The organism is Bradyrhizobium sp. (assembly GCF_027451485.1).
In the GTDB taxonomy this organism is placed as follows: Bacteria; Pseudomonadota; Alphaproteobacteria; order Rhizobiales; family Xanthobacteraceae; genus Bradyrhizobium.
Genome location: NZ_DAIDJE010000043.1, coordinates 37,671 through 55,248 on the forward strand (window position 1 = coordinate 37,671; position 17,578 = coordinate 55,248).

The window sequence follows — 17,578 nt, forward strand, 5'->3', positions numbered from 1 at the left end:
CTCTGTTCCCAAGCGGCAACCCGGTATAGGTTGCCTTCCACCGCCGGGCACGCTCAACATTCGAATGTCAAACCGCGAAGACCGCCTTGGTGCAGGGGCGGGTCTCATAGGACCGGAACCGGACAGTGCATTTTCATCGCGCCTCGCCTTTCAGATCGTCCTTGCGTTCGATCGTCCTTCTCGCGGCCATGACGCTGGCCGCGCACGCCGCGAATGCCGAGGCACTGCTCTTGGTGGAAGCCGATAGCGGCAAGGTTCTGCAAGCCGAGAACGCAACCTACCCGTGGTATCCGGCCTCGCTCACCAAGATGATGACGGCCTATGTGACGCTGAGGGCAGTCAAGGAAGGGCGCATCACGCTCGACACGTTGTTCACGGTTTCGCCGACCGCCGCTTCGCAATCTCCTTCCAAAATGGGTTTCCGGCCCGGCACACGGGTCACCGTCGACAACGCACTGAAGATGATGCTGGTGAAGTCGGCCAACGACATGGCCGTGGTGCTGGCCGAAGGCGTCGGCGGCTCGATCGACGGATTCGCGGCGCTGATGAACGAAAATGCCAATCGGCTCGGCATGACGCAGACGCACTATGTCAACCCGAACGGGCTGCCGGCCGATGGTCATATCACCTCGGCGCGCGATCAGGCGATCCTGGCCCGCGCGATCATTCACGATCTGCCCGAATACGAATATTTCGTCCACATTCCGTCGATTCGTTACGGCCACAGGATCACGCAGAACTTCAACAAGCTGATCGGGCGCTATCCCGGCGCGGACGGCTTCAAGACCGGCTTCATCTGCGCGTCCGGTTATAACCTTGTCGCGTCGGCGACGCGCAACGGCAAGCGGCTGATCGCCGTCGTGCTTGGCGCATCCTCCGGCCAGGCTCGTGCGGTGAAGGCGATCCAGTTGCTCGACCGCGGCTTTGCCAACGACTCGCTGTCATGGCTGAAACCCTCTCTTGGCACAGTGGACAATCTGGTACCGGTCAATGCGTCGCCGCCCGACCTGCACGACGAAATGTGCAGCGGCAAGCATCACAAGCCGGCCAGCGACGACGACGACCTTTCCGCCAGCAACGGCACCGACGGCTCGAGCCAGGCGCTCGCCTTTTTCTCGACGGGCCAGACGCCGGCGTTAAAGCCGTCGGAAATCCTTGCAGCCGCGCCCGCCCCGTCCGAACCGATCCCGGTCTATACCGGGCCAACCCGCACCGGCGCCGCGCTGATCGCCGCGGTGGCAGCCGATTCCAACGAGCAGACGGCTGCGGCGCGGCATGGCAAGAAGGCGCACCACGCGGCGAAAAAGCCGCCCGAGGCAGGTCCCGACGAGGCCGGCAATGCCGCCAAGCCGAAGCCGGTCAAGCACGTCAACGCCAAGCCGGACGCGCCGGCAAAGACTGCCGACAAGCCGGCAGCTTCGGACAAACCAGCCAAGCCAAAAGCGGCGGCGAAACGAGCCAAGCCTGCGCCCAAATCCGATTCCTCGAAATCCGACGTCAAGAACAGCAACGGCTGATCCCGCCCGAGCGGATCGAAATCCACCCTCGTTAACCTTCCGGGACTGCCGGGGCCGCGCCGCTGCCCGGCCGCCGCTTGCCATTGGCGGCGGCAATGCTCAATATCGCCAAATAATAAAAAAGTTCCGGCCCGCCGAAACGGACAACATCCAGGAATAGGCCCAGAGGGGAAGTGATATGGAGCGCATCTGGCTCAAGCAATATCCGGCAGGCGTCCCCGCCGATATCGATGTGACCCAGTATTCATCCCTGGTCGAACTGTTCGAAGAAAGCTTTGCAAAGTTCAGGGATCGCAAAGCCTTCATCTGCATGGACAGGTCCATCACCTACCGCGACCTCGACGAGATGTCGCTCGCGCTCGCCGCCTATCTCCAGAGCAAGGGCCTTGAAAAGGGTGCGCGCGTCGCGCTGATGATGCCAAACATTCTGCAATATCCGATCGCGACAGCCGCGGTGCTCCGCGCCGGTTATGCGGTCGTCAACGTCAATCCGCTCTACACCCCGCGCGAGCTCGAACATCAGCTCAAGGATTCCGGTGCTGAAGCCATCATCGTCTTGGAGAATTTTGCGACGACCGTGCAGCAGGTGATGGGCAAGACCTCGGTCAAGCACGTCATTATCGGCAGCATGGGCGACCTGCTCGGCCTTAAGGGGGTCATCGTCAATCTCGTGGTGCGGCGGGTGAAGAAGATGGTGCCGCCGTATTCGATCCCCCGCGCCATCTCGTTCAACGACGCGATTGCGGCGGGGCGGACCATGACTTTCCAGAAGCCCCGCCTGGTGCCCGACGATGTTGCCTTCCTGCAATATACCGGCGGCACCACCGGCGTTTCCAAGGGCGCGACGCTGCTCCACCGCAACATCCTCGCCAATGTGCTGCAAAACGATGCCTGGTTGCAGCCGGCGCTGAAGAAGCCACCGCATGTCGAGCAGCTCCTGATCGTCTGCGCGCTGCCGCTCTATCACATCTTCGCGCTGACCGCCTGTTATCTGCTGGCAGTGCGCGCCGGCGGGGTCAACCTGCTGATCCCCAATCCGCGCGATCTGCCGGGCTTCGTCAAGGAGCTGTCGAAATACCAGGTCAATTTCTTTCCGGGGGTTAACACGCTCTATAACGGGCTGCTGCACACGGCGGGCTTCGACAAGATCGACTTCTCGAAGCTGAAGGTTTCCAACGGCGGCGGCATGGCGACGCAAAAGCCCGTTGCGGAAAAATGGCTGGCCGTGACCGGCTGCCCGCTTTCGGAAGGCTACGGCCTGTCGGAGACCTCGCCGACGCTGACCTGCAATCCCGCCGACACCGACCGCTTTACCGGCTCGATCGGGATTCCCGTCCCTTCGACCTGGCTGTCGATCCGCGACGACGACGGCAACGAAGTGCCGCTGGGTCAGCCCGGCGAAATCTGCGCCAAGGGTCCGCAGGTAATGGCCGGCTACTGGAACAGGCCGGAGGAGACCGCCGAGGTGATGACCGCGGACGGCTATTTCCGCACCGGCGACATCGGCGTGATGAGCGCCGACGGCTACACCAAGATCGTCGATCGCAAGAAGGACATGATCCTGGTCTCCGGCTTCAACGTCTATCCGAACGAGATCGAGGAAGTGATCGCGAGCCATCCCGGCGTGCTCGAATGCGCGGTGATCGGGGTTGCCGACGCCAAGTCCGGCGAGGCCGTAAAGGCCTTTATCGTCAGGAAGGATCAAAACCTTTCCGCCGAGGATGTCATCAAGTTTTGCGCCACGCAGCTCACCGCATACAAGGTGCCGAAGCAGATCGAGTTCAGGACCAGCCTGCCGAAAACCAACGTCGGCAAGATCCTGCGCCGCGAGTTGCGCGACGAGAAGGCGGCGGCGGCCTAAAATTGCAAGCCCCGAACGCGGTGATGACGGAACGGTGAACGGCATGGCTTATTGCCGTCTCGCCGCAACCGGAAATATTGTGAGGCGCCCCGTGCCGGTCTAGAACGATCGGGACCATCCAAGGAGAACACGATGACGATCAAAGTTGGCGACAAGCTGCCCGAGGCCCAATTTCGCGTGATGACCGCGGACGGGGTCCAGGTCAAAACCACCGACGATATCTTCAAGGGCAAGAAGGTCGCGCTGTTCGCCGTGCCTGGCGCCTACACCGGCACATGCCACAAGATGCATCTGCCGAGCATCTTCCTGAACGCCTATGCCATCAAGGACAAGGGCGTGAACACGATCGCGATCGTTTCCGTCAACGACGCCTTCGTGATGAATGCCTGGAAGCGCGACACCGATCAGCGCGATGAAGCCACTTTCCTCGCCGACGGCAACGCCGAGTTCACCAAGGCGATCGGCATGGATCTGGACGCTTCCGGCAACGGACTCGGCATCCGCTCCAAGCGCTATTCGATGCTGGTTGACAACGGTGTCGTGAAAAAGCTCAACCTCGAAGCCGCGCCTGGCAAGGTCGAGGTCTCCGGCGGCGACACGTTGCTCGGGCAGCTTTGAAGTCGTACGAACAGCATCCAAGCGGCGTCATGCCCGGGCTTGTCCCGGGCATCCACGTTTTTGGCTGCCACGAAAGCAAGACGTGGATGGCTGGGGCAAGCCCGACCGTGACGGGTGGCTACCCCTTCAGCCTGGCCATCGCGACGCCGTCACGTGCCAGCTGATCGGCGCGCTCGTTCTCGTCGTGACCGGCGTGGCCCTTGACCCAGTGCCAGCTCACCTGGTGCGGCTTGAGCGCCTCATCGAGACGCTGCCACAGCTCCGCGTTCTTCACCGGCTTCTTGTCGGCGGTCCGCCAGCCGTTTTTCTTCCAGCCGAAAATCCAGCCCGTGATGCCCTGCCGCACATACTGGCTGTCGGTATAGAGATCGACCACGCAGGGCTTTTTCAACGCTTCCAGCGCCGAGATCGCCGCCATCAATTCCATGCGGTTGTTTGTGGTGTGGGCCTCGAATCCCTTCAGCTCTTTCTCGACCTCGCCGAAGCGCAGGATCGCACCCCAGCCGCCCGGACCGGGATTGCCCGAACAGGCGCCGTCGGTGTGAATGATGACTTGCGGAAGCGCGCTCACGTTGCGTCCTTTCACACGAGAACGCCGTAATCGCGGATCGAGGATACGCTTTGGTGAAAGCGCAGCTTGCGGACATATTCCAGCGGGTCCTTCGGGCGCACCAGAGCACCCTTCGGCACGTTGAGAAAATCGACCAGGCGCGTCAGCAGGAAGCGCAGCGCCGAGCCGCGCGCGAGCAGCGGCAGCGCGTCTTCTTCCGCCTTTGACAGCTGCCGCTCGCGGCCGTAGGCCGAGAGCAACGCCCGCGCCTTGGTGACATTGAAGGAGCAGTCGCTCTCGAAGCACCAGGCGTTGAGGCAGATCGCGACGTCATAGGCAAGCATGTCGGTGCAGGCGAAAGTGAAATCGATGATGCCGGAGACCCGGTCATCGAGGAAGAACACATTGTCCGGAAACAGATCGGCGTGGATGACCCCGGCCGGCAGGTTCTTCGGCCAGACGCCGCTTTCGAGATAATCGAGCTCCGCCGCGAGCCAGTCGCGCAAGCCCGGCTGCACATCGTCGGCGCGCGCAGCCGCCTGCTCGAACAGCGGCCGCCATCCCGCAACCGACAGCGCGTTCTCGCGCGACATCGCAAAATCTGTGCCCGCCAGATGCATTTGCGCCAAGACTTTGCCGACGCCGGCGCAATGGGCGGCGTTGGGCTTGCGCGGCCAGATGCCTTCGAGAAAGGTGATGATCGCCGCCGGCCGGCCGACCAGGGTGCGCAGCGCCTCGCCGCTTTTGTCCTTTACCGGCTGCGGGCAATTGAGCCCGCGCGAAGCCAGATGCGTCATCAGGCCGAGGAAAAACGGCAGGTCGCTCTTGGCGACGCGCTTTTCGTACAGCGTCAGGATGAACGAGCCGGAAGTCGTATGCAGCAGGAAATTGGAATTCTCGACGCCCTCGGCGATGCCCTTGTAGGACAACAGTTCGCCGATCTCGTAGTTCGTCAGGAAGTCCGCAAGCTCGTCGGCGGCAACGTCGGTGTAAACCGCCATGTAAGACCCGATGTTGGATTATTCCGCAGCGTCAGGCCGCAGCGAACGCGGCAGCGGGAAGAACTCGTTTTCTTCCGCTGCCGATACCGTCTCCACATGCAATTGATAGCGCTCCGCGAAGGCGCCCATGATCTCTTCCACGATCACTTCGGGCGCCGAAGCGCCTGCAGTAATGCCGAGGCTCTTGATGCCGTCGAAGCGCGACCAGTCGAGGTCGCCGGCACGCTGCGCCAAAATCGCGATTTTGCAGCCTTCACGCTCGGCAACTTCACGCAGACGCTGCGAGTTCGATGAGTTCGGAGCGCCGACGACGATCAGGGCATCGACCACCGGAGCGACTTTCTTCACCGCAAGCTGGCGGTTGGTCGTGGCGTAGCAGATGTCCTCCTTGTGCGGGCCGGAGATGTTCGGAAAGCGGCCCTTCAGCATCGCGACGATTTCCGCGGTGTCGTCGATCGACAACGTGGTCTGGGTCACGAAAGCGAGATTGTTGGGATCCTTCGGCATGAAGGTCGCCGCGTCCTCTGCCGTCTCGATCAGCGTCACCGCGCCAGGCGGCAACTGCCCGAGCGTGCCGACCACTTCCGGGTGATGTGAATGACCGATCAGGAGAATTTCGCGGCCGCGCTTGAAATGGATCGCTGCTTCCCGGTGCACCTTGGTGACCAGGGGACAAGTGGCATCGAGCGAGAAGAAATTGCGGGTCTGGGCCTCGGCCGGCACCGATTTGGGAACCCCGTGGGCCGAGAATACCACGGGCGCATTGGTATTGTCGGGGATTTCGGACAGTTCCTCGACGAAAATCGCCCCCTTGGTCTTGAGGCTGTCCACGACATAGCGGTTATGCACGATCTCGTGGCGTACATAGACCGGAGCGCCATAGATCGCGAGCGCGCGCTCGACGGTATCGATCGCCCGGACCACGCCGGCACAGAAGCCACGCGGCGAACAAAGTACGATTTTCAGGGGGGGTTTGGCTGGCATAAAACGGCCTCGGACCGGGCCGGCGACCCGAGCCTTAACCATGGCCAAAAGGGTCGTGGAACGGTCGATTCTAGGGGATTAATCCGAACAAGGACTTGGGACGGCTTGGCCGCGCTGTCAAGGGCAACCCATTGCGCTGGCGACCAGAGAAAGCATATAAGGAGCGTAATTCCCGTCATCGTTGATGACCATGGCTTCGCCTTCCGGAGGTGGGCGAAGCGCAAAGGAGATTTGCCATGAGCAATGCACCGCTGATGCCGAAGGCAACTGCCGTGTGGCTGGTCGATAATACCGCCCTGACCTTCGATCAGGTGGCGGATTTCACTAAAATGCACCCGCTCGAGGTCCGCGCCATCGCCGACGGCGATGCGGCCCAGGGCATCAAGGGTATGGACCCGATTTCGACCGGCCAGTTGACCAGGGACGAGATCGAAAAGGGCGAAAAGGACCCGAATTACCGGCTGAAGATCGCCGAGAGCAAGGTGACGCTGCCGCCCCAGGCCAAGAAGAAGGGGCCGCGTTATACCCCGGTTTCGCGCCGTCACGAACGGCCGAGCGCGATCCTGTGGCTCGTGCGCAACCATCCTGAATTGAAGGACGCGCAGATCATGCGCCTGGTCGGCACGACCAAGACAACCATCGCCAGCGTCCGCGACCGCACCCACTGGAATGCCTCGACCCTGACGCCGATGGACCCGGTGACGCTTGGCCTGTGCTCGCAGATCGAACTCGATTTCGAGGTGCAGCGCGCAGCCAAGGAAAAGCCGACCGACGTTAGCCATGGCGGCCCGACGCTGCTGCCGGCTTCCGAAACGACCCGCAAGGAAGCCGAGCTGGAGTCGACTGAAAGGGAGCACGACGACCTCAACGTCGATGCGGTGTTCGCCAAGCTGAAGACCATCGGCGGCAAGAAGCCGGACCCGGACCAGGATTAGGTCAAACGCTGGCAAGAGAGATGGCGCGCGCATGGGTTGGCCCGGCGCGGCCTGAAGCATGATCCGGAAAACTGTGTAGCGGTTTTCCGTCGCGCATCAGCGGAACGGGTTTGCGCGGAGATCTTGCGCGATCAAACACCTGAGGCGCGATGACGATCCAATCTCATCGCGCTTTGGCGCGCCGGTGTCGACGTCCATTCGCATCAAGGCCGAACCGGATTGTTGAGCATGTATTCGCCGAGTTCGCGCTGCTTCTTGTCGGCGCGGTCGATGGCGTTGGCGCGCTGGCTATCGCGGTCCCTGATGCAGGCGACATATTGCGATGAGCCGGGTGCCACCGTGCCTCCGGCACGGCAGAAGGTGTCATCGTTTTCCGCCAGGCTCGAGTTGGCGCTGGCCGGCAGTTCGCCGCGCCGCGCGCAGGAGGCGAGCGCAAGCGCCGTCAATACAACGACGAATGGTACGGATCGACGGCCCATTGGATACCCTGATTTGTTTCATTGCCGGGCAACGGCGCGCAACGCACCTTCGCCAGATGACCCGGCAATCCATCAAAAACAAGGCATTTCGTTCGGATGAATGCCCGGGTCAAGCCCAGGCATCACAAATTTTCTCGCCTCCTACGCCCTTCCCTTCAGGGCCTCCGTGATTTCGTCCAGCACCTTGGGGTCCTCGATGGTGGCAGGCATGGACCATTCCTCGCCGTCGGCGATCTTCTTGATGGTGCCGCGAAGGATTTTCCCCGACCGGGTTTTCGGCAGGCGACCGACCGTGATCGCCAGCTTGAACGCTGCCACCGGACCGAGCTTCTCGCGCACCAGCGCCACGATCTCCTTTTCGATCTCGATCGGCTTGCGGGTGACGCCGGCTTTCAGCACCATGAAGCCGCAGGGCACCTCGCCCTTGATCGCATCCTTGATGCCGAGCACGGCGCATTCGGCGACATCCGGATGCGAGGCCAGGATCTCTTCCATGCCGCCGGTGGAAAGACGATGGCCGGCGACATTGATGATGTCGTCGGTGCGGCCCATCACGAAGACATAGCCGTCTTCATCCATGTAGCCGGCGTCGGAGGTCTTGTAATAGCCGGGAAACTCGCTGAAGTAGGCCTCCTTGCAGCGCTGATCCTGCTGCCAGAGCGTCGGCAGGCAGCCCGGCGGCATCGGCAGCTTGATCACGATCGAGCCCATGGCGCCCGCCGGTACCGGCTTCGAGGCCTCATCCACCACCGCGAGCCGATAGCCCGGCATCGGCACGGTCGGCGAGCCGTGCTTGACCGGCAGGAGGCCCAAGCCCACCGGATTGCCGGCGATGCACCAGCCGGTCTCGGTCTGCCACCAATGATCGATCACCGGTACCTTCAATTGCTTTTCCGCCCATTCGACCGTAGGCGGGTCGGCACGTTCGCCGGCCAGAAACAGCGTGCGGAATTTCGAAAGATCGTATTGCCGGATGAACTTGCCTTCAGGGTCTTCCTTGCGGATGGCCCGGAACGCGGTCGGCGCGGTGAAAAGTGCAACCGCGCCATGCTCCGAGATGACGCGCCAGAAAGCGCCGGCATCGGGCGTGCCGACCGGCTTGCCCTCATACATGATCGAGGTCGCGCCATGGATGAGCGGGCCATAGACGATGTAGCTGTGGCCGACCACCCAGCCGATGTCGGACGCGCACCACCAGACCTCACCCGGCTTGATGCCGTAGAGGTAGAACATCGACCATTTCAGCGCGACGAGATGCCCGCCATTGTCGCGCACCACGCCCTTCGGCTTCCCGGTCGTGCCCGACGTGTAAAGGATGTAGAGCGGATCGGTCGCCAGGACCGGCACGCAATCGGCGGATTTTTTCGCTGCTATCGCGGCCTCGCGTAAAGACGCCCAGTCGTGATCCCGCCCCGCGATCAGTTCGCAGGTCTGCTGCGGCCGTTGCAGGATGATGCAGGCTTGCGGCTTACACTGCGCTGATTGAACGGCCTCATCGAGCAGCGGCTTGTAGGCCACGATGCGGCCAGGCTCGATGCCGCAGCTTGCGGAAAAGATCAGCTTCGGCGCGGCGTCGTCGATCCGGGTCGCGAGTTCCTTCGCGGCGAAACCGCCGAACACCACCGAATGCACGGCGCCGATCCGCGCGCAGGCAAGCATGGCCACCACGGCTTCGGCGACCATCGGCATGTAAATGATGACGCGATCGCCTTTGCCAATGCCGAAATCGACCATGACAGCGGCAAGCGTCTTCACCTCGTTCAGCAGTTCGGCATAGGTGAACCTGGTGACTCGGCCGGTAAGCGGCGAATCGTGGATCAGCGCCAGCTGGTCGGCGCGCCCGCGCTCGACGTGGCGATCGAGCGCGTTGTAGCAGGTGTTGACGACGGCGCCGGCAAACCAGCGGCCGTAAAGGCCCTGGTTCGCATCGAACACCTTCTCGGCCGGCTTGATCCAGTCGATCTCGCGCGCGGCCTCGCCCCAAAAGCCTTCGGGATCGCGCAGCGAACGTGCATGGACCTCATGATAACGGCTTTTTTCCTGGATGTTCATGGCGTCCTCCCAAAGCGGCACGCATCTATCGCCTATGTCCCGGCCATCCACGGCTTACGCGCCCTTCCAGGCCTAAAGACGCGGATGCCCGGCGCCAGGCCGGGCATGACGATGCGGAACGGCCGTTGATTATTCAACCGTCATTGTCATCCGAAGTTGAGCCAGATCAAGCTGGAACGGGTCAGCCCTTTGGCTAGGAATCGCTATTTGGCGATCGTGCTGAGCTGCTCGACCCGCCGGGCCATCGCCTGGCGCAGATCATAGCCGGGCCGGCCATAGGAAGCGTTGCGCTTCTCGATGAATTCGCGCTGCTGCCGCGTCAGCTTCAGCGCGGCGCGATGGCTGTCGTTCCCGGCAGCCGCAATCGCCTTCAGGAAAGCCTCGTTCATGTTGCGGTCAAACCGCGCAAGCTCGGGATCGGCGCAAATCGCCTTCTCCACCAGGCGCCTGGCCACCGCGCAATTGAAGCTCGGCAGTCCACTCTCGTCCTTCAGTCCGCTCAAACGCTCGCTTTCGAGCATGACCTTCTTGTAATTGTCGGCGGCCTTGGCATCCGAGGGATCGATCCGAACGGCTTGCGCATAATCCTGCGATGCGTGCTCGCGATCGCCCTTGCGCTCCCAGGCCGCGCCTCGATTGTTGTAGGCGCGCTGAAATCCGGCATCGAGCCTCACAGCGGCATCATAATCCACGATCGCGCGATCGTAGTCCTGCATCGCCTGATAGGCGTCCCCGCGGTTGGTGAGGAAGTTCGCCTGGGGACGGATCTTGATCGCCTGATCGAAATCGGCAATCGCGCTCGCGAAGTCGCCGTTGCCGTAGAGATCGAGCCCCCGATTGTCGAAGAACTCGGGCTTCGACGGATCGATCCGGATCGCCGCCGTCTCGTCGTCGAGCGCGTGCTGGATGTCGCCGAGCTTGCGGTAGGCTACGCCGCGGTTGGTGTAGGTTTGCGCCCGGTTTGGATCGAGCTTGATCGCCTGATCGTCGTCGGTAATCGCCTTCCGATAGTCGCCCTTGAAATACCAGGCCGCGGCGCGATCCGCGTAAGCCAGCGCAAAGTCAGGCTTCAGCCGCAGGGCCTCGTTGTAATCCTCGATGGCGCGGTCGTATTGACCGGCGTTGTTGAAGATGTTGCCGCGGGTTTCATAGCCTTCGGCATTGTCGGGTTCGAGCCGGATCGCCTGGTTCAGCGCCTCGAACGCTGCCACGGTCTTGCGCTGTTGGCGCAGGATTTCACCACGGGCCCGGTAAGCGCGCGCGGGATTGGGGTCCTTGGCGATGACGCGGTCGAGCTCGTCCAGCGCCTTGTTGCTGTCGCCGCTGTCGTGACGTGCTAATGCCTGCACGACCATGGCCTTGAAGCGATCGGCGTCCGGCGTTGCGGGATCGTCGATCAGCGCAGCGCAGCTGTCGATCAGCCTGGCCGGCGCCGCATCCGAATGCGCTGCGCAGACGACCGCCGGCTCAGCCGCCGATTCGGCTTGAGCGGCGACAAAAACGGCGATCGCGGCAAGGGGCAAGACAAAGGGGCGCATGGCCGGCTCTTGGCTGTCGTAACGTTCGGCGGATGTCAATCGCACCATTTGTCGCCAGAGCGGTCCTCGAGGTTCACGCCCCGGACGGCTCAGGGCCGCGCCACCGCGAGCAGATGATCGAGCCGTTGCCGCATCATCTTCTGCAGGTCGAAGCCAGGCTGCCCGAATTCGCCTTCGCGCTGCCTGAGGAATTCGTCCTGCTCGCGCTGCCTGGCGCGCCCGGCGCGCGCGCTTTCCCGGCTTGCCTCGCGCACAACCCTGGTATTGACCGCATTGATCTCGCGATCGAGATTGGCAAGTTCTGGATTGGCGCAGATCGCCTTTTCAACCGGACGCCTCGCGGTCGCGCAGTTGAAGCTGGGCTTGTTGTTGACCGCGATCATCGCGCCGATACGCTCGATTTCCAGCGACAGTGATTTGTAGTTGGCTTTCGCGGCGGCATTGTTGGGGTTGAGTCTGACGGCGGTGCCGAAGTCGGAAAGCGCATGAACCCGGTCGCTCTTCTTGCGGTAAAGCTCGCCCCGCGCGTTGAACACGTCGGCGAGCGTCGGATCGAGCCTGAGCGCAACGTCGTCATCGCCGATCGCGCGATCAATCTCTCCCTTGCGTTCATAGGCCGAGGCGCGCGCAATAGCGGCCTTGACCCGATCCGCCTTTTTCGCCTTGTCGTTGTCGATCAACCCCGCACAGGTCGCGATGATCTTCTCGTCGTTTGCGGCCGCGATCGCGGCCATGCAGGGCGCGGAATCGATCTGCTCGCTGGTCGGCTCGACTGTCGCTGTCGAAGCCAGATGCGGCGCAAGCGCCAGCCACATGACCAGCGACCTTCCGATCGAAAGCGAGAATCGCATTGCGCGCTTCACGTTACTTTCAGCGTGATGCCGCCATCGACCACAAGTTCGATGCCGGTAACGTATTTCGATTCGTCGGAAGCCAGAAACAGCGCCGCGTTGGCGACGTCCCAGGCATCGCCCATATGCCCCATCGGCACCTGTGCGTCACGGGCCCGCCACATCGCCTCCACATCGCCTTTGGCATAGCTCGCGGCGAGACCCGCCGAATGCGCCACCATCGGCGTCTTCATCAAACCGGGGAGGATTGCATTGACGCGAACTCGTTGCGCGGCGAACTCGACAGCCGTGGTGCGCGTCATCTGGTTCATCGCCGCCTTGGTGGTCGCATAGGTGACGTAGGAAATGCCGAGATGGCGGACGGCGGCAATCGAGGAAATATTGATGATCGATCCGCCGCCCTGCGCCACCATGACGGGAATGACGTGCTTCATGGCGAGATAGGCGCTCTTGAGATTGACGGCAAACACGCGATCCCAGTCGGCCTCGGCCACATCGACCACGCTGCCGGTCTCGGCGATGCCGACATTGTTGTCGAGCACGTCGATGCGGCCGTAAACCCTTACGCACGCTCCAACCATGGCTTCGATGTCGTCGCCGCGCGAGGCGTCGGCTGCGAACGCGGTCGCTTGACCGCCCTCTCCGGTGATGATCGCGACGGTCTCCTCGGCGGCCGCCCCGTTACGATCAACGCAAAACACCTGCGCCCCCTGACGTGCAAACGTCACCGCCGTCGCCTTGCCGTTGCCCCAGCCCGGCCCGATCGAGCCGGCGCCCACCACGATCGCTGTCTTGCCTGCCAGTCGTCCCAAAGCAGCCTCTCCTGTTTCGTGCAGCTTTGTCTGCACTGACGGCCGCGGTCAACGGTTCAATCCGACCCAAGGGGAACCAACGGCCGATCCCGTCTGTTGAAAAGCGTCCAATGAGGCGGGGTTCGGCTTGCGGCAGGCGGGAAACAGCGTCGAACGCAAGCTGGATGCACTGAATTTCTTTCTCGCCGATATCCGCGACGGCCTCGGACCTTATCTCGCCATTTATCTCCTCACTGAACGAAAGTGGGACGCAGCGAGCATCGGCGCCTTGATGTCACTGGCGGGATTGGCGGGCATCCTGGCGCAGACCCCTGCCGGCGCACTGATCGACCGCAGCCCGGCCAAGCGCGGCTGGATGGTTGCGGCCGCCGTCGGCGTCACCGCCGCCTGCCTCGTCCTACCCTTCATCGATCCATTTCCATTTGTGGCCGCAACACAGGTGGTCGCACATGCCGCCGGCAGCATTTTCGCGCCAGGGGTCGCCGCGCTGTCGCTCGGCATCGTCGGGCCGGGTTCTTTTGCGCGACGGATCGGCCGCAACGAGGCCTTCAACCACGCCGGCAACGCAACAGCCGCGGCGATCGCCGGGCTCTGCGCCTATTTTGTCGGACCCGTCATCGTGTTCTGGCTGCTCGCCGCGATGGCGCTGGCGAGCGTGGCCGCGACCGTCTCGATTCCGCGTGAGGCCATCGACGACGATGTCGCCCGCGGACTTGGCGCTGGCACGGCGGACGATCCCGCTGTTCACGAACAGCCCAGCGGCTATCGCGTGCTATTGAGCTGCCGGCCTCTGTTGATCTTCGCGGGCGCAACCGTGCTGTTTCATTTTGCCAACGCGGCGATGCTGCCGCTGGTCGGCCAGAAGCTCGCCCTGGTCAACCGCAACCTCGGCACCTCGCTGATGTCGGTCTGCATCATTGCCGCCCAGATCGTCATGGTGCCGGTCGCCATGCTGGTCGGCCGCAAGGCGGACGCGTGGGGACGCAAGCCGATCTTCGCCACGGCGCTCGCCGTGCTGGCGGTGCGCGGCGCGCTCTATCCTTTTTCCGACAATCCATATTGGCTGCTATCGGTGCAGTTGCTCGACGGCGTCGGCGCCGGCATTTTTGGCGCACTGTTCCCTCTCGTGGTCGCCGATCTCACCCACGGTACCGGCCATTTCAACGTGAGCCAGGGCGCAATTGCTACCGCCACGGGTCTCGGCGCGGCGCTAAGCACCGGCGTTGCCGGATTCATCGTCGTTCGGGCCGGCTACAGCGCCGCGTTCCTGTTTCTCGCAGGTGTGGCGGGCGCCGGCCTTGCCCTGTTCATCGTCATGATGCCCGAGACTTCGCCATACCAAGGTCGCAGTGCAACCACTAGCAAGGACAGGCCCGCCCGCGTAATGTCCGGCCGCTAACCGCCCGCTAGAGGCCGGTCTTTTTGGGAGAACGCGAATATGCCTGTTGTTCGAAAGCTTGGATTTGCGCTGGCGACGTCGATGCTGTGCGGCGCCGGCTTCAATTATGCCTGTGCCAAGCCGTTCATGATCGTCGGCCTCGACGAGAAGGTCACCTGGGACGATGATGGCAAGACCGTCCTGTCGCCTCCCGGCAAGGACGCCGTTTTGATCCTCGATCTCGCCAACCCGGAAGCGCCCAAGATCGTCACGTCGCTGCCGCTGGAAAATTCGGTGGTCGGACCACCGGTCAACGTCGATATCGATCCGACCGGCTCCATCGCTCTGGTTGCGGACTCCGTCGACGTGGTGAAAGACGGCAATGCGCTCAAGCAGGTGCCGGACAACAAGATCTTCGTGATCGATATGAAGGCCAACCCGCCGAAGCTGGCGGCGACGCTGACCGGCGGCAAGCAGCCATCGGGACTTAACTTCAGCCCGGATGGCAAGATGGCGCTGGTCGCCAACCGCGGCGACAATTCGGTCAGCGTGCTGTCGGTCAACGGCACCGATGTCAAGGTCACCGACACCATCACCTTCCCCGACAGCGTCGCGCACGTGATGTTCACGCCCGACGGCAAGCACGCGCTGGCCGTGCGATTCCCGGCGCACAAGGTTTCAGTGCTCGACGTCAACGCCGGCAAGGTGACCTACAGCAAGATCGATCTGCCGACCGGCCAGTGGCCCTATAACATCGTGGTCACGCCCAACAGCAAACTCGCGCTGACTTCCGACAATGGCGGCGCAGGATCGTCCGACGGCAGCGTCGACACCACGAGCGTGATCGACCTCGAGGCGAACCCGCCACGGATCATCGACCGCGTCGTGGTCGGCGACGGGCCGGAGGGGCTGGCTATGTCGCCGAAAGGCGACATTGCGGTCGCCGCGATCCTGCGCGGATCGAACATGAAGAAGGCATTCTTCCATCAGAAGAACGGCAGCCTTTCGATCCTGAAGATCGACGGCAAGAAGGTGACCAAGACCCAGGATATCGAGGTCGGTGGGTTGCCGGAAGCCGTCGCGTTCACGCCGGACGGCAAATATCTTCTCGCCGGCAACTATCTGGACCAGGATTTTTCGATCCTGAAGGTCGACGGCACCAAGGTCACCGACACCGGCAAGCGCTTCAAGGTGCCTGGTCATCCGGCGTCGGCGCGGATGGGGCATTGAGCCCGCGGCTTCGATTCACCTCTCCCGTTGGTGAGAGGTCGCAAAAATATCGGCTGAGGGGCGCAGCTTTCAGATAGGCCCTAGCCCCTCGCCCCAGTCCTCTCCCATTGGGAGAGAGAGCACACCTGCGGCTTCGACAGGCGAATTCAATCCTCCTGCTCAAATTCCTGCATCGCCTCGTGACGGGCGAGCAGGCGTTTGGCGGTGTGGTAGGCGGGCAGTTCGACCAGCGCGCCTTCGAGTTCGACGCGGCCCTGGCCTGCGCTCCGTGCGATCTCGAAGGCTGCAACAAGACGGCGCGCGCGGCGAACTTCGCTCTCGTCGGGAGAGAGGATGCCGTTGACGATGCGCGCATGGTCCGGGGCAACAAGGCTTTTCGCGACATAACCGAGCCGCCGCGCCCAGCGCGTGTCGCGCGAAAGGCCATCGATGTCGCTGAAGGTATAGGGGCAATCGACTGCGACAATGCCGGCGGCGACGCATTCGACCAGAAAGCGCTGGCGGCAATAAGCGATTTCGATGCCGTCGTGCCCGCGCTCGGCGCCGAGATCGGCGGCCATGTCTTCCGACGCCATCAGGCACGCGACCGTGCGTCGGCTCGCGCTGGCGATCGCCGCCGTCTGCACCAGGCCGCGGGCAAATTCGATGTTCGGCAACAGCGCAGTCGAGCCTTCCGGGATGCGATATGCCCGTTCCAAGCGCGTCACCGCCTCGTCGAGGCGCGTGACATGGTGCGGCTCGGCAACCTTCGGAAGCGCCACGATGTCGGGCGCCCCGCGCATCACGGCCGCCAGATCATCCATCCCGTCCTGATCGAGCGGATTGACGCGCACGGCCACCACGCGACCTGCCGCGCGCCAAGCGGGATAAAGATCGGCCGCGAGCGCCCGCGCCTTGGCGCGCAGCTCGGGCGGGGTGAAATCCTCCAGTTCCTGGATCAGGACATCCGCGCCACTCTCCGGCGCACCAGACAGCGCCGCTTCATTGGCACCTTCGAGGAAGAGCCAGGAGCGACAAAATCGCGCAGGCCGCACGCAGCGCATCGGCTCTCAGGTCTCGTTTACTCGAAGGTCATGTCAATGCATTTCGAAATGTCCGAGCCGAGGCCCGAAGAGATGGTGATGCAGCCGCGCACCCGCTGCTTGGTGTTGTCGCTGACCCACATCGAATAGCCGCCGGGCCCGAAGAACGAGTTGGTGTTCGGCGGCTCGGTTTCGGTGGCATCGAAGGAGTAGTCGGAATCGGTGTCGAAAATCCGCTGCTTCCTGGTGCAGCCGCCGTCGGCCTGCACGTTGATCACTTCCTTGTTGTCGCGCGTCAGCGCCAGGGAAACCTGGCAGCGATAGTATTCCGAGGTCTTGGTGTTGAAAACATAGGTGTAGGACTTGCAGGTTGCGGTGTTGAGTTTGCCGGGCGCCAGGCCCCGGCTGCAAGCGATACGCTGGTTGTTGCTGAGCTTGAACTCGTCGGCGGTGGCGACATCTGCGAGCGGCAGCAACATCGCGACAACAAACCCGAGCTTCACAATTCGATTCATCCTGTGCCCACTTTCCGAAGTTCGATGCTCCATCGCAGCGCCCACCTTCGAACTTCGGAAAGTCATGGGCACCAGCAATCTTATTAATACCATCACCGCTTTATCGAGCTGAAGTCCCTGATCGAATTCGCCGCCCGTGGTAGAAGGAGTTCAGATCGGCGGTACCGGGCATCCCTGTCACGTACCCGCTGACTCACCCGCTATCGGCGGCAAGATAGTCGCGACGGCTCGCAAT

At 62.7% G+C, this 17,578-nt stretch carries 16 protein-coding genes; 6 read left to right on the forward strand and 10 right to left on the reverse strand.

What is annotated here, in order from left to right:
- The first annotated feature begins 188 nt into the window (after positions 1–188).
- The 3 genes from NEZ08_RS05980 (at position 189) to NEZ08_RS05990 (ending at position 3,996) form a co-directional block, all read left to right on the forward strand.
- Entirely contained in the window at positions 189–1,517 is a 1,329-nt protein-coding gene (locus NEZ08_RS05980; RefSeq protein ID WP_298105227.1) for a D-alanyl-D-alanine carboxypeptidase family protein, read from the forward strand.
- Between the two features lie 178 nt (positions 1,518–1,695).
- Entirely contained in the window at positions 1,696–3,378 is a 1,683-nt protein-coding gene (locus NEZ08_RS05985; RefSeq protein ID WP_298105145.1) for a long-chain fatty acid--CoA ligase, read from the forward strand.
- Positions 3,379–3,510: 132 nt separating this feature from the next.
- Positions 3,511–3,996: a peroxiredoxin gene (locus NEZ08_RS05990; protein ID WP_298105147.1), complete on the forward strand. Its 486-nt coding sequence runs from the start codon at positions 3,511–3,513 to the stop codon at positions 3,994–3,996.
- Between the two features lie 118 nt (positions 3,997–4,114).
- Here NEZ08_RS05990 and rnhA read toward each other — a convergent pair whose 3' ends face one another.
- From rnhA to ispH, 3 genes are read right to left on the reverse strand one after another with little or no spacing between them, the layout of a single operon-like run.
- Positions 4,115–4,567 carry a ribonuclease HI gene (gene rnhA, locus NEZ08_RS05995; protein ID WP_298105150.1) on the reverse strand — a complete coding sequence of 151 codons (453 nt, stop codon included), beginning with the start codon at positions 4,565–4,567 and terminating at the stop codon, positions 4,115–4,117.
- A gap of 11 nt (positions 4,568–4,578) precedes the next feature.
- Positions 4,579–5,547, reverse strand: coding sequence for a homoserine kinase (locus NEZ08_RS06000; protein ID WP_298105153.1), 969 nt, complete (start codon positions 5,545–5,547; stop codon positions 4,579–4,581).
- An 18-nt stretch (positions 5,548–5,565) separates the two neighbouring features.
- Positions 5,566–6,531, reverse strand: coding sequence for a 4-hydroxy-3-methylbut-2-enyl diphosphate reductase (gene ispH, locus NEZ08_RS06005; protein ID WP_298105155.1), 966 nt, complete (start codon positions 6,529–6,531; stop codon positions 5,566–5,568).
- A 236-nt stretch (positions 6,532–6,767) separates the two neighbouring features.
- Between ispH and NEZ08_RS06010 the strand changes: the two genes are divergently transcribed.
- Positions 6,768–7,466 (forward strand): DUF1013 domain-containing protein, encoded by a 699-nt coding sequence (locus NEZ08_RS06010; RefSeq protein ID WP_298105157.1) that lies wholly within the window; start codon positions 6,768–6,770, stop codon positions 7,464–7,466.
- 203 nt (positions 7,467–7,669) lie between these two features.
- Here NEZ08_RS06010 and NEZ08_RS06015 read toward each other — a convergent pair whose 3' ends face one another.
- The 5 genes from NEZ08_RS06015 to NEZ08_RS06035 all read right to left on the reverse strand — a co-directional run bounded on the left by NEZ08_RS06015 (position 7,670) and on the right by NEZ08_RS06035 (position 13,198).
- The gene (locus NEZ08_RS06015; protein ID WP_298105160.1) at positions 7,670–7,945 is read right to left on the reverse strand and encodes a hypothetical protein; all 276 of its coding nucleotides are present in this window, start codon (positions 7,943–7,945) and stop codon (positions 7,670–7,672) included.
- 141 nt (positions 7,946–8,086) lie between these two features.
- Positions 8,087–9,997 carry a propionyl-CoA synthetase gene (locus NEZ08_RS06020; RefSeq protein WP_298105163.1) on the reverse strand — a complete coding sequence of 637 codons (1,911 nt, stop codon included), beginning with the start codon at positions 9,995–9,997 and terminating at the stop codon, positions 8,087–8,089.
- Between the two features lie 203 nt (positions 9,998–10,200).
- Entirely contained in the window at positions 10,201–11,535 is a 1,335-nt protein-coding gene (locus tag NEZ08_RS06025; RefSeq protein ID WP_298105166.1) for a tetratricopeptide repeat protein, read from the reverse strand.
- Between the two features lie 89 nt (positions 11,536–11,624).
- On the reverse strand, positions 11,625–12,386 hold the full coding sequence (locus tag NEZ08_RS06030) for a hypothetical protein (protein ID WP_298105169.1): 762 nt from the start codon (positions 12,384–12,386) through the stop codon (positions 11,625–11,627).
- An 8-nt stretch (positions 12,387–12,394) separates the two neighbouring features.
- Positions 12,395–13,198, reverse strand: coding sequence for an SDR family NAD(P)-dependent oxidoreductase (locus NEZ08_RS06035; RefSeq protein ID WP_298105171.1), 804 nt, complete (start codon positions 13,196–13,198; stop codon positions 12,395–12,397).
- 127 nt (positions 13,199–13,325) lie between these two features.
- Here NEZ08_RS06035 and NEZ08_RS06040 point away from each other — a divergent pair, with 127 nt between their 5' ends.
- Positions 13,326–14,597: an MFS transporter gene (locus NEZ08_RS06040; RefSeq protein ID WP_298105174.1), complete on the forward strand. Its 1,272-nt coding sequence runs from the start codon at positions 13,326–13,328 to the stop codon at positions 14,595–14,597.
- 39 nt (positions 14,598–14,636) lie between these two features.
- On the forward strand, positions 14,637–15,806 hold the full coding sequence (locus NEZ08_RS06045) for a beta-propeller fold lactonase family protein (RefSeq protein WP_298105177.1): 1,170 nt from the start codon (positions 14,637–14,639) through the stop codon (positions 15,804–15,806).
- Between the two features lie 146 nt (positions 15,807–15,952).
- Here the strand turns inward: NEZ08_RS06045 and NEZ08_RS06050 are convergent, their stop codons facing one another.
- Entirely contained in the window at positions 15,953–16,849 is an 897-nt protein-coding gene (locus NEZ08_RS06050) for a CoA ester lyase (RefSeq protein ID WP_298105180.1), read from the reverse strand.
- Positions 16,850–16,866: 17 nt separating this feature from the next.
- A complete protein-coding gene (locus NEZ08_RS06055; protein WP_298105183.1) occupies positions 16,867–17,343 on the reverse strand; it encodes a hypothetical protein in 477 nt (158 codons plus the stop codon).
- Positions 17,344–17,578: the final 235 nt, after the last annotated feature.

What these genes read in the sequence shown, in the direction of transcription:
- NEZ08_RS05980 (WP_298105227.1), top strand. Translation starts at nt 189, where the DNA reads ATGACGCTGGCCGCGCACGCCGCGAATGCCGAGGCACTGCTCTTGGTG.
- NEZ08_RS05985 (WP_298105145.1), top strand. Translation starts at nt 1,696, where the DNA reads ATGGAGCGCATCTGGCTCAAGCAATATCCGGCAGGCGTCCCCGCCGAT.
- NEZ08_RS05990 (WP_298105147.1), top strand. Translation starts at nt 3,511, where the DNA reads ATGACGATCAAAGTTGGCGACAAGCTGCCCGAGGCCCAATTTCGCGTG.
- NEZ08_RS06000 (WP_298105153.1), bottom strand. Translation starts at nt 5,547, where the DNA reads ATGGCGGTTTACACCGACGTTGCCGCCGACGAGCTTGCGGACTTCCTG.
- ispH (WP_298105155.1), bottom strand. Translation starts at nt 6,531, where the DNA reads ATGCCAGCCAAACCCCCCCTGAAAATCGTACTTTGTTCGCCGCGTGGC.
- NEZ08_RS06010 (WP_298105157.1), top strand. Translation starts at nt 6,768, where the DNA reads ATGAGCAATGCACCGCTGATGCCGAAGGCAACTGCCGTGTGGCTGGTC.
- NEZ08_RS06015 (WP_298105160.1), bottom strand. Translation starts at nt 7,945, where the DNA reads ATGGGCCGTCGATCCGTACCATTCGTCGTTGTATTGACGGCGCTTGCG.
- NEZ08_RS06020 (WP_298105163.1), bottom strand. Translation starts at nt 9,997, where the DNA reads ATGAACATCCAGGAAAAAAGCCGTTATCATGAGGTCCATGCACGTTCG.
- NEZ08_RS06025 (WP_298105166.1), bottom strand. Translation starts at nt 11,535, where the DNA reads ATGCGCCCCTTTGTCTTGCCCCTTGCCGCGATCGCCGTTTTTGTCGCC.
- NEZ08_RS06030 (WP_298105169.1), bottom strand. Translation starts at nt 12,386, where the DNA reads ATGCGATTCTCGCTTTCGATCGGAAGGTCGCTGGTCATGTGGCTGGCG.
- NEZ08_RS06045 (WP_298105177.1), top strand. Translation starts at nt 14,637, where the DNA reads ATGCCTGTTGTTCGAAAGCTTGGATTTGCGCTGGCGACGTCGATGCTG.
- NEZ08_RS06050 (WP_298105180.1), bottom strand. Translation starts at nt 16,849, where the DNA reads ATGCGCTGCGTGCGGCCTGCGCGATTTTGTCGCTCCTGGCTCTTCCTC.
- NEZ08_RS06055 (WP_298105183.1), bottom strand. Translation starts at nt 17,343, where the DNA reads ATGAATCGAATTGTGAAGCTCGGGTTTGTTGTCGCGATGTTGCTGCCG.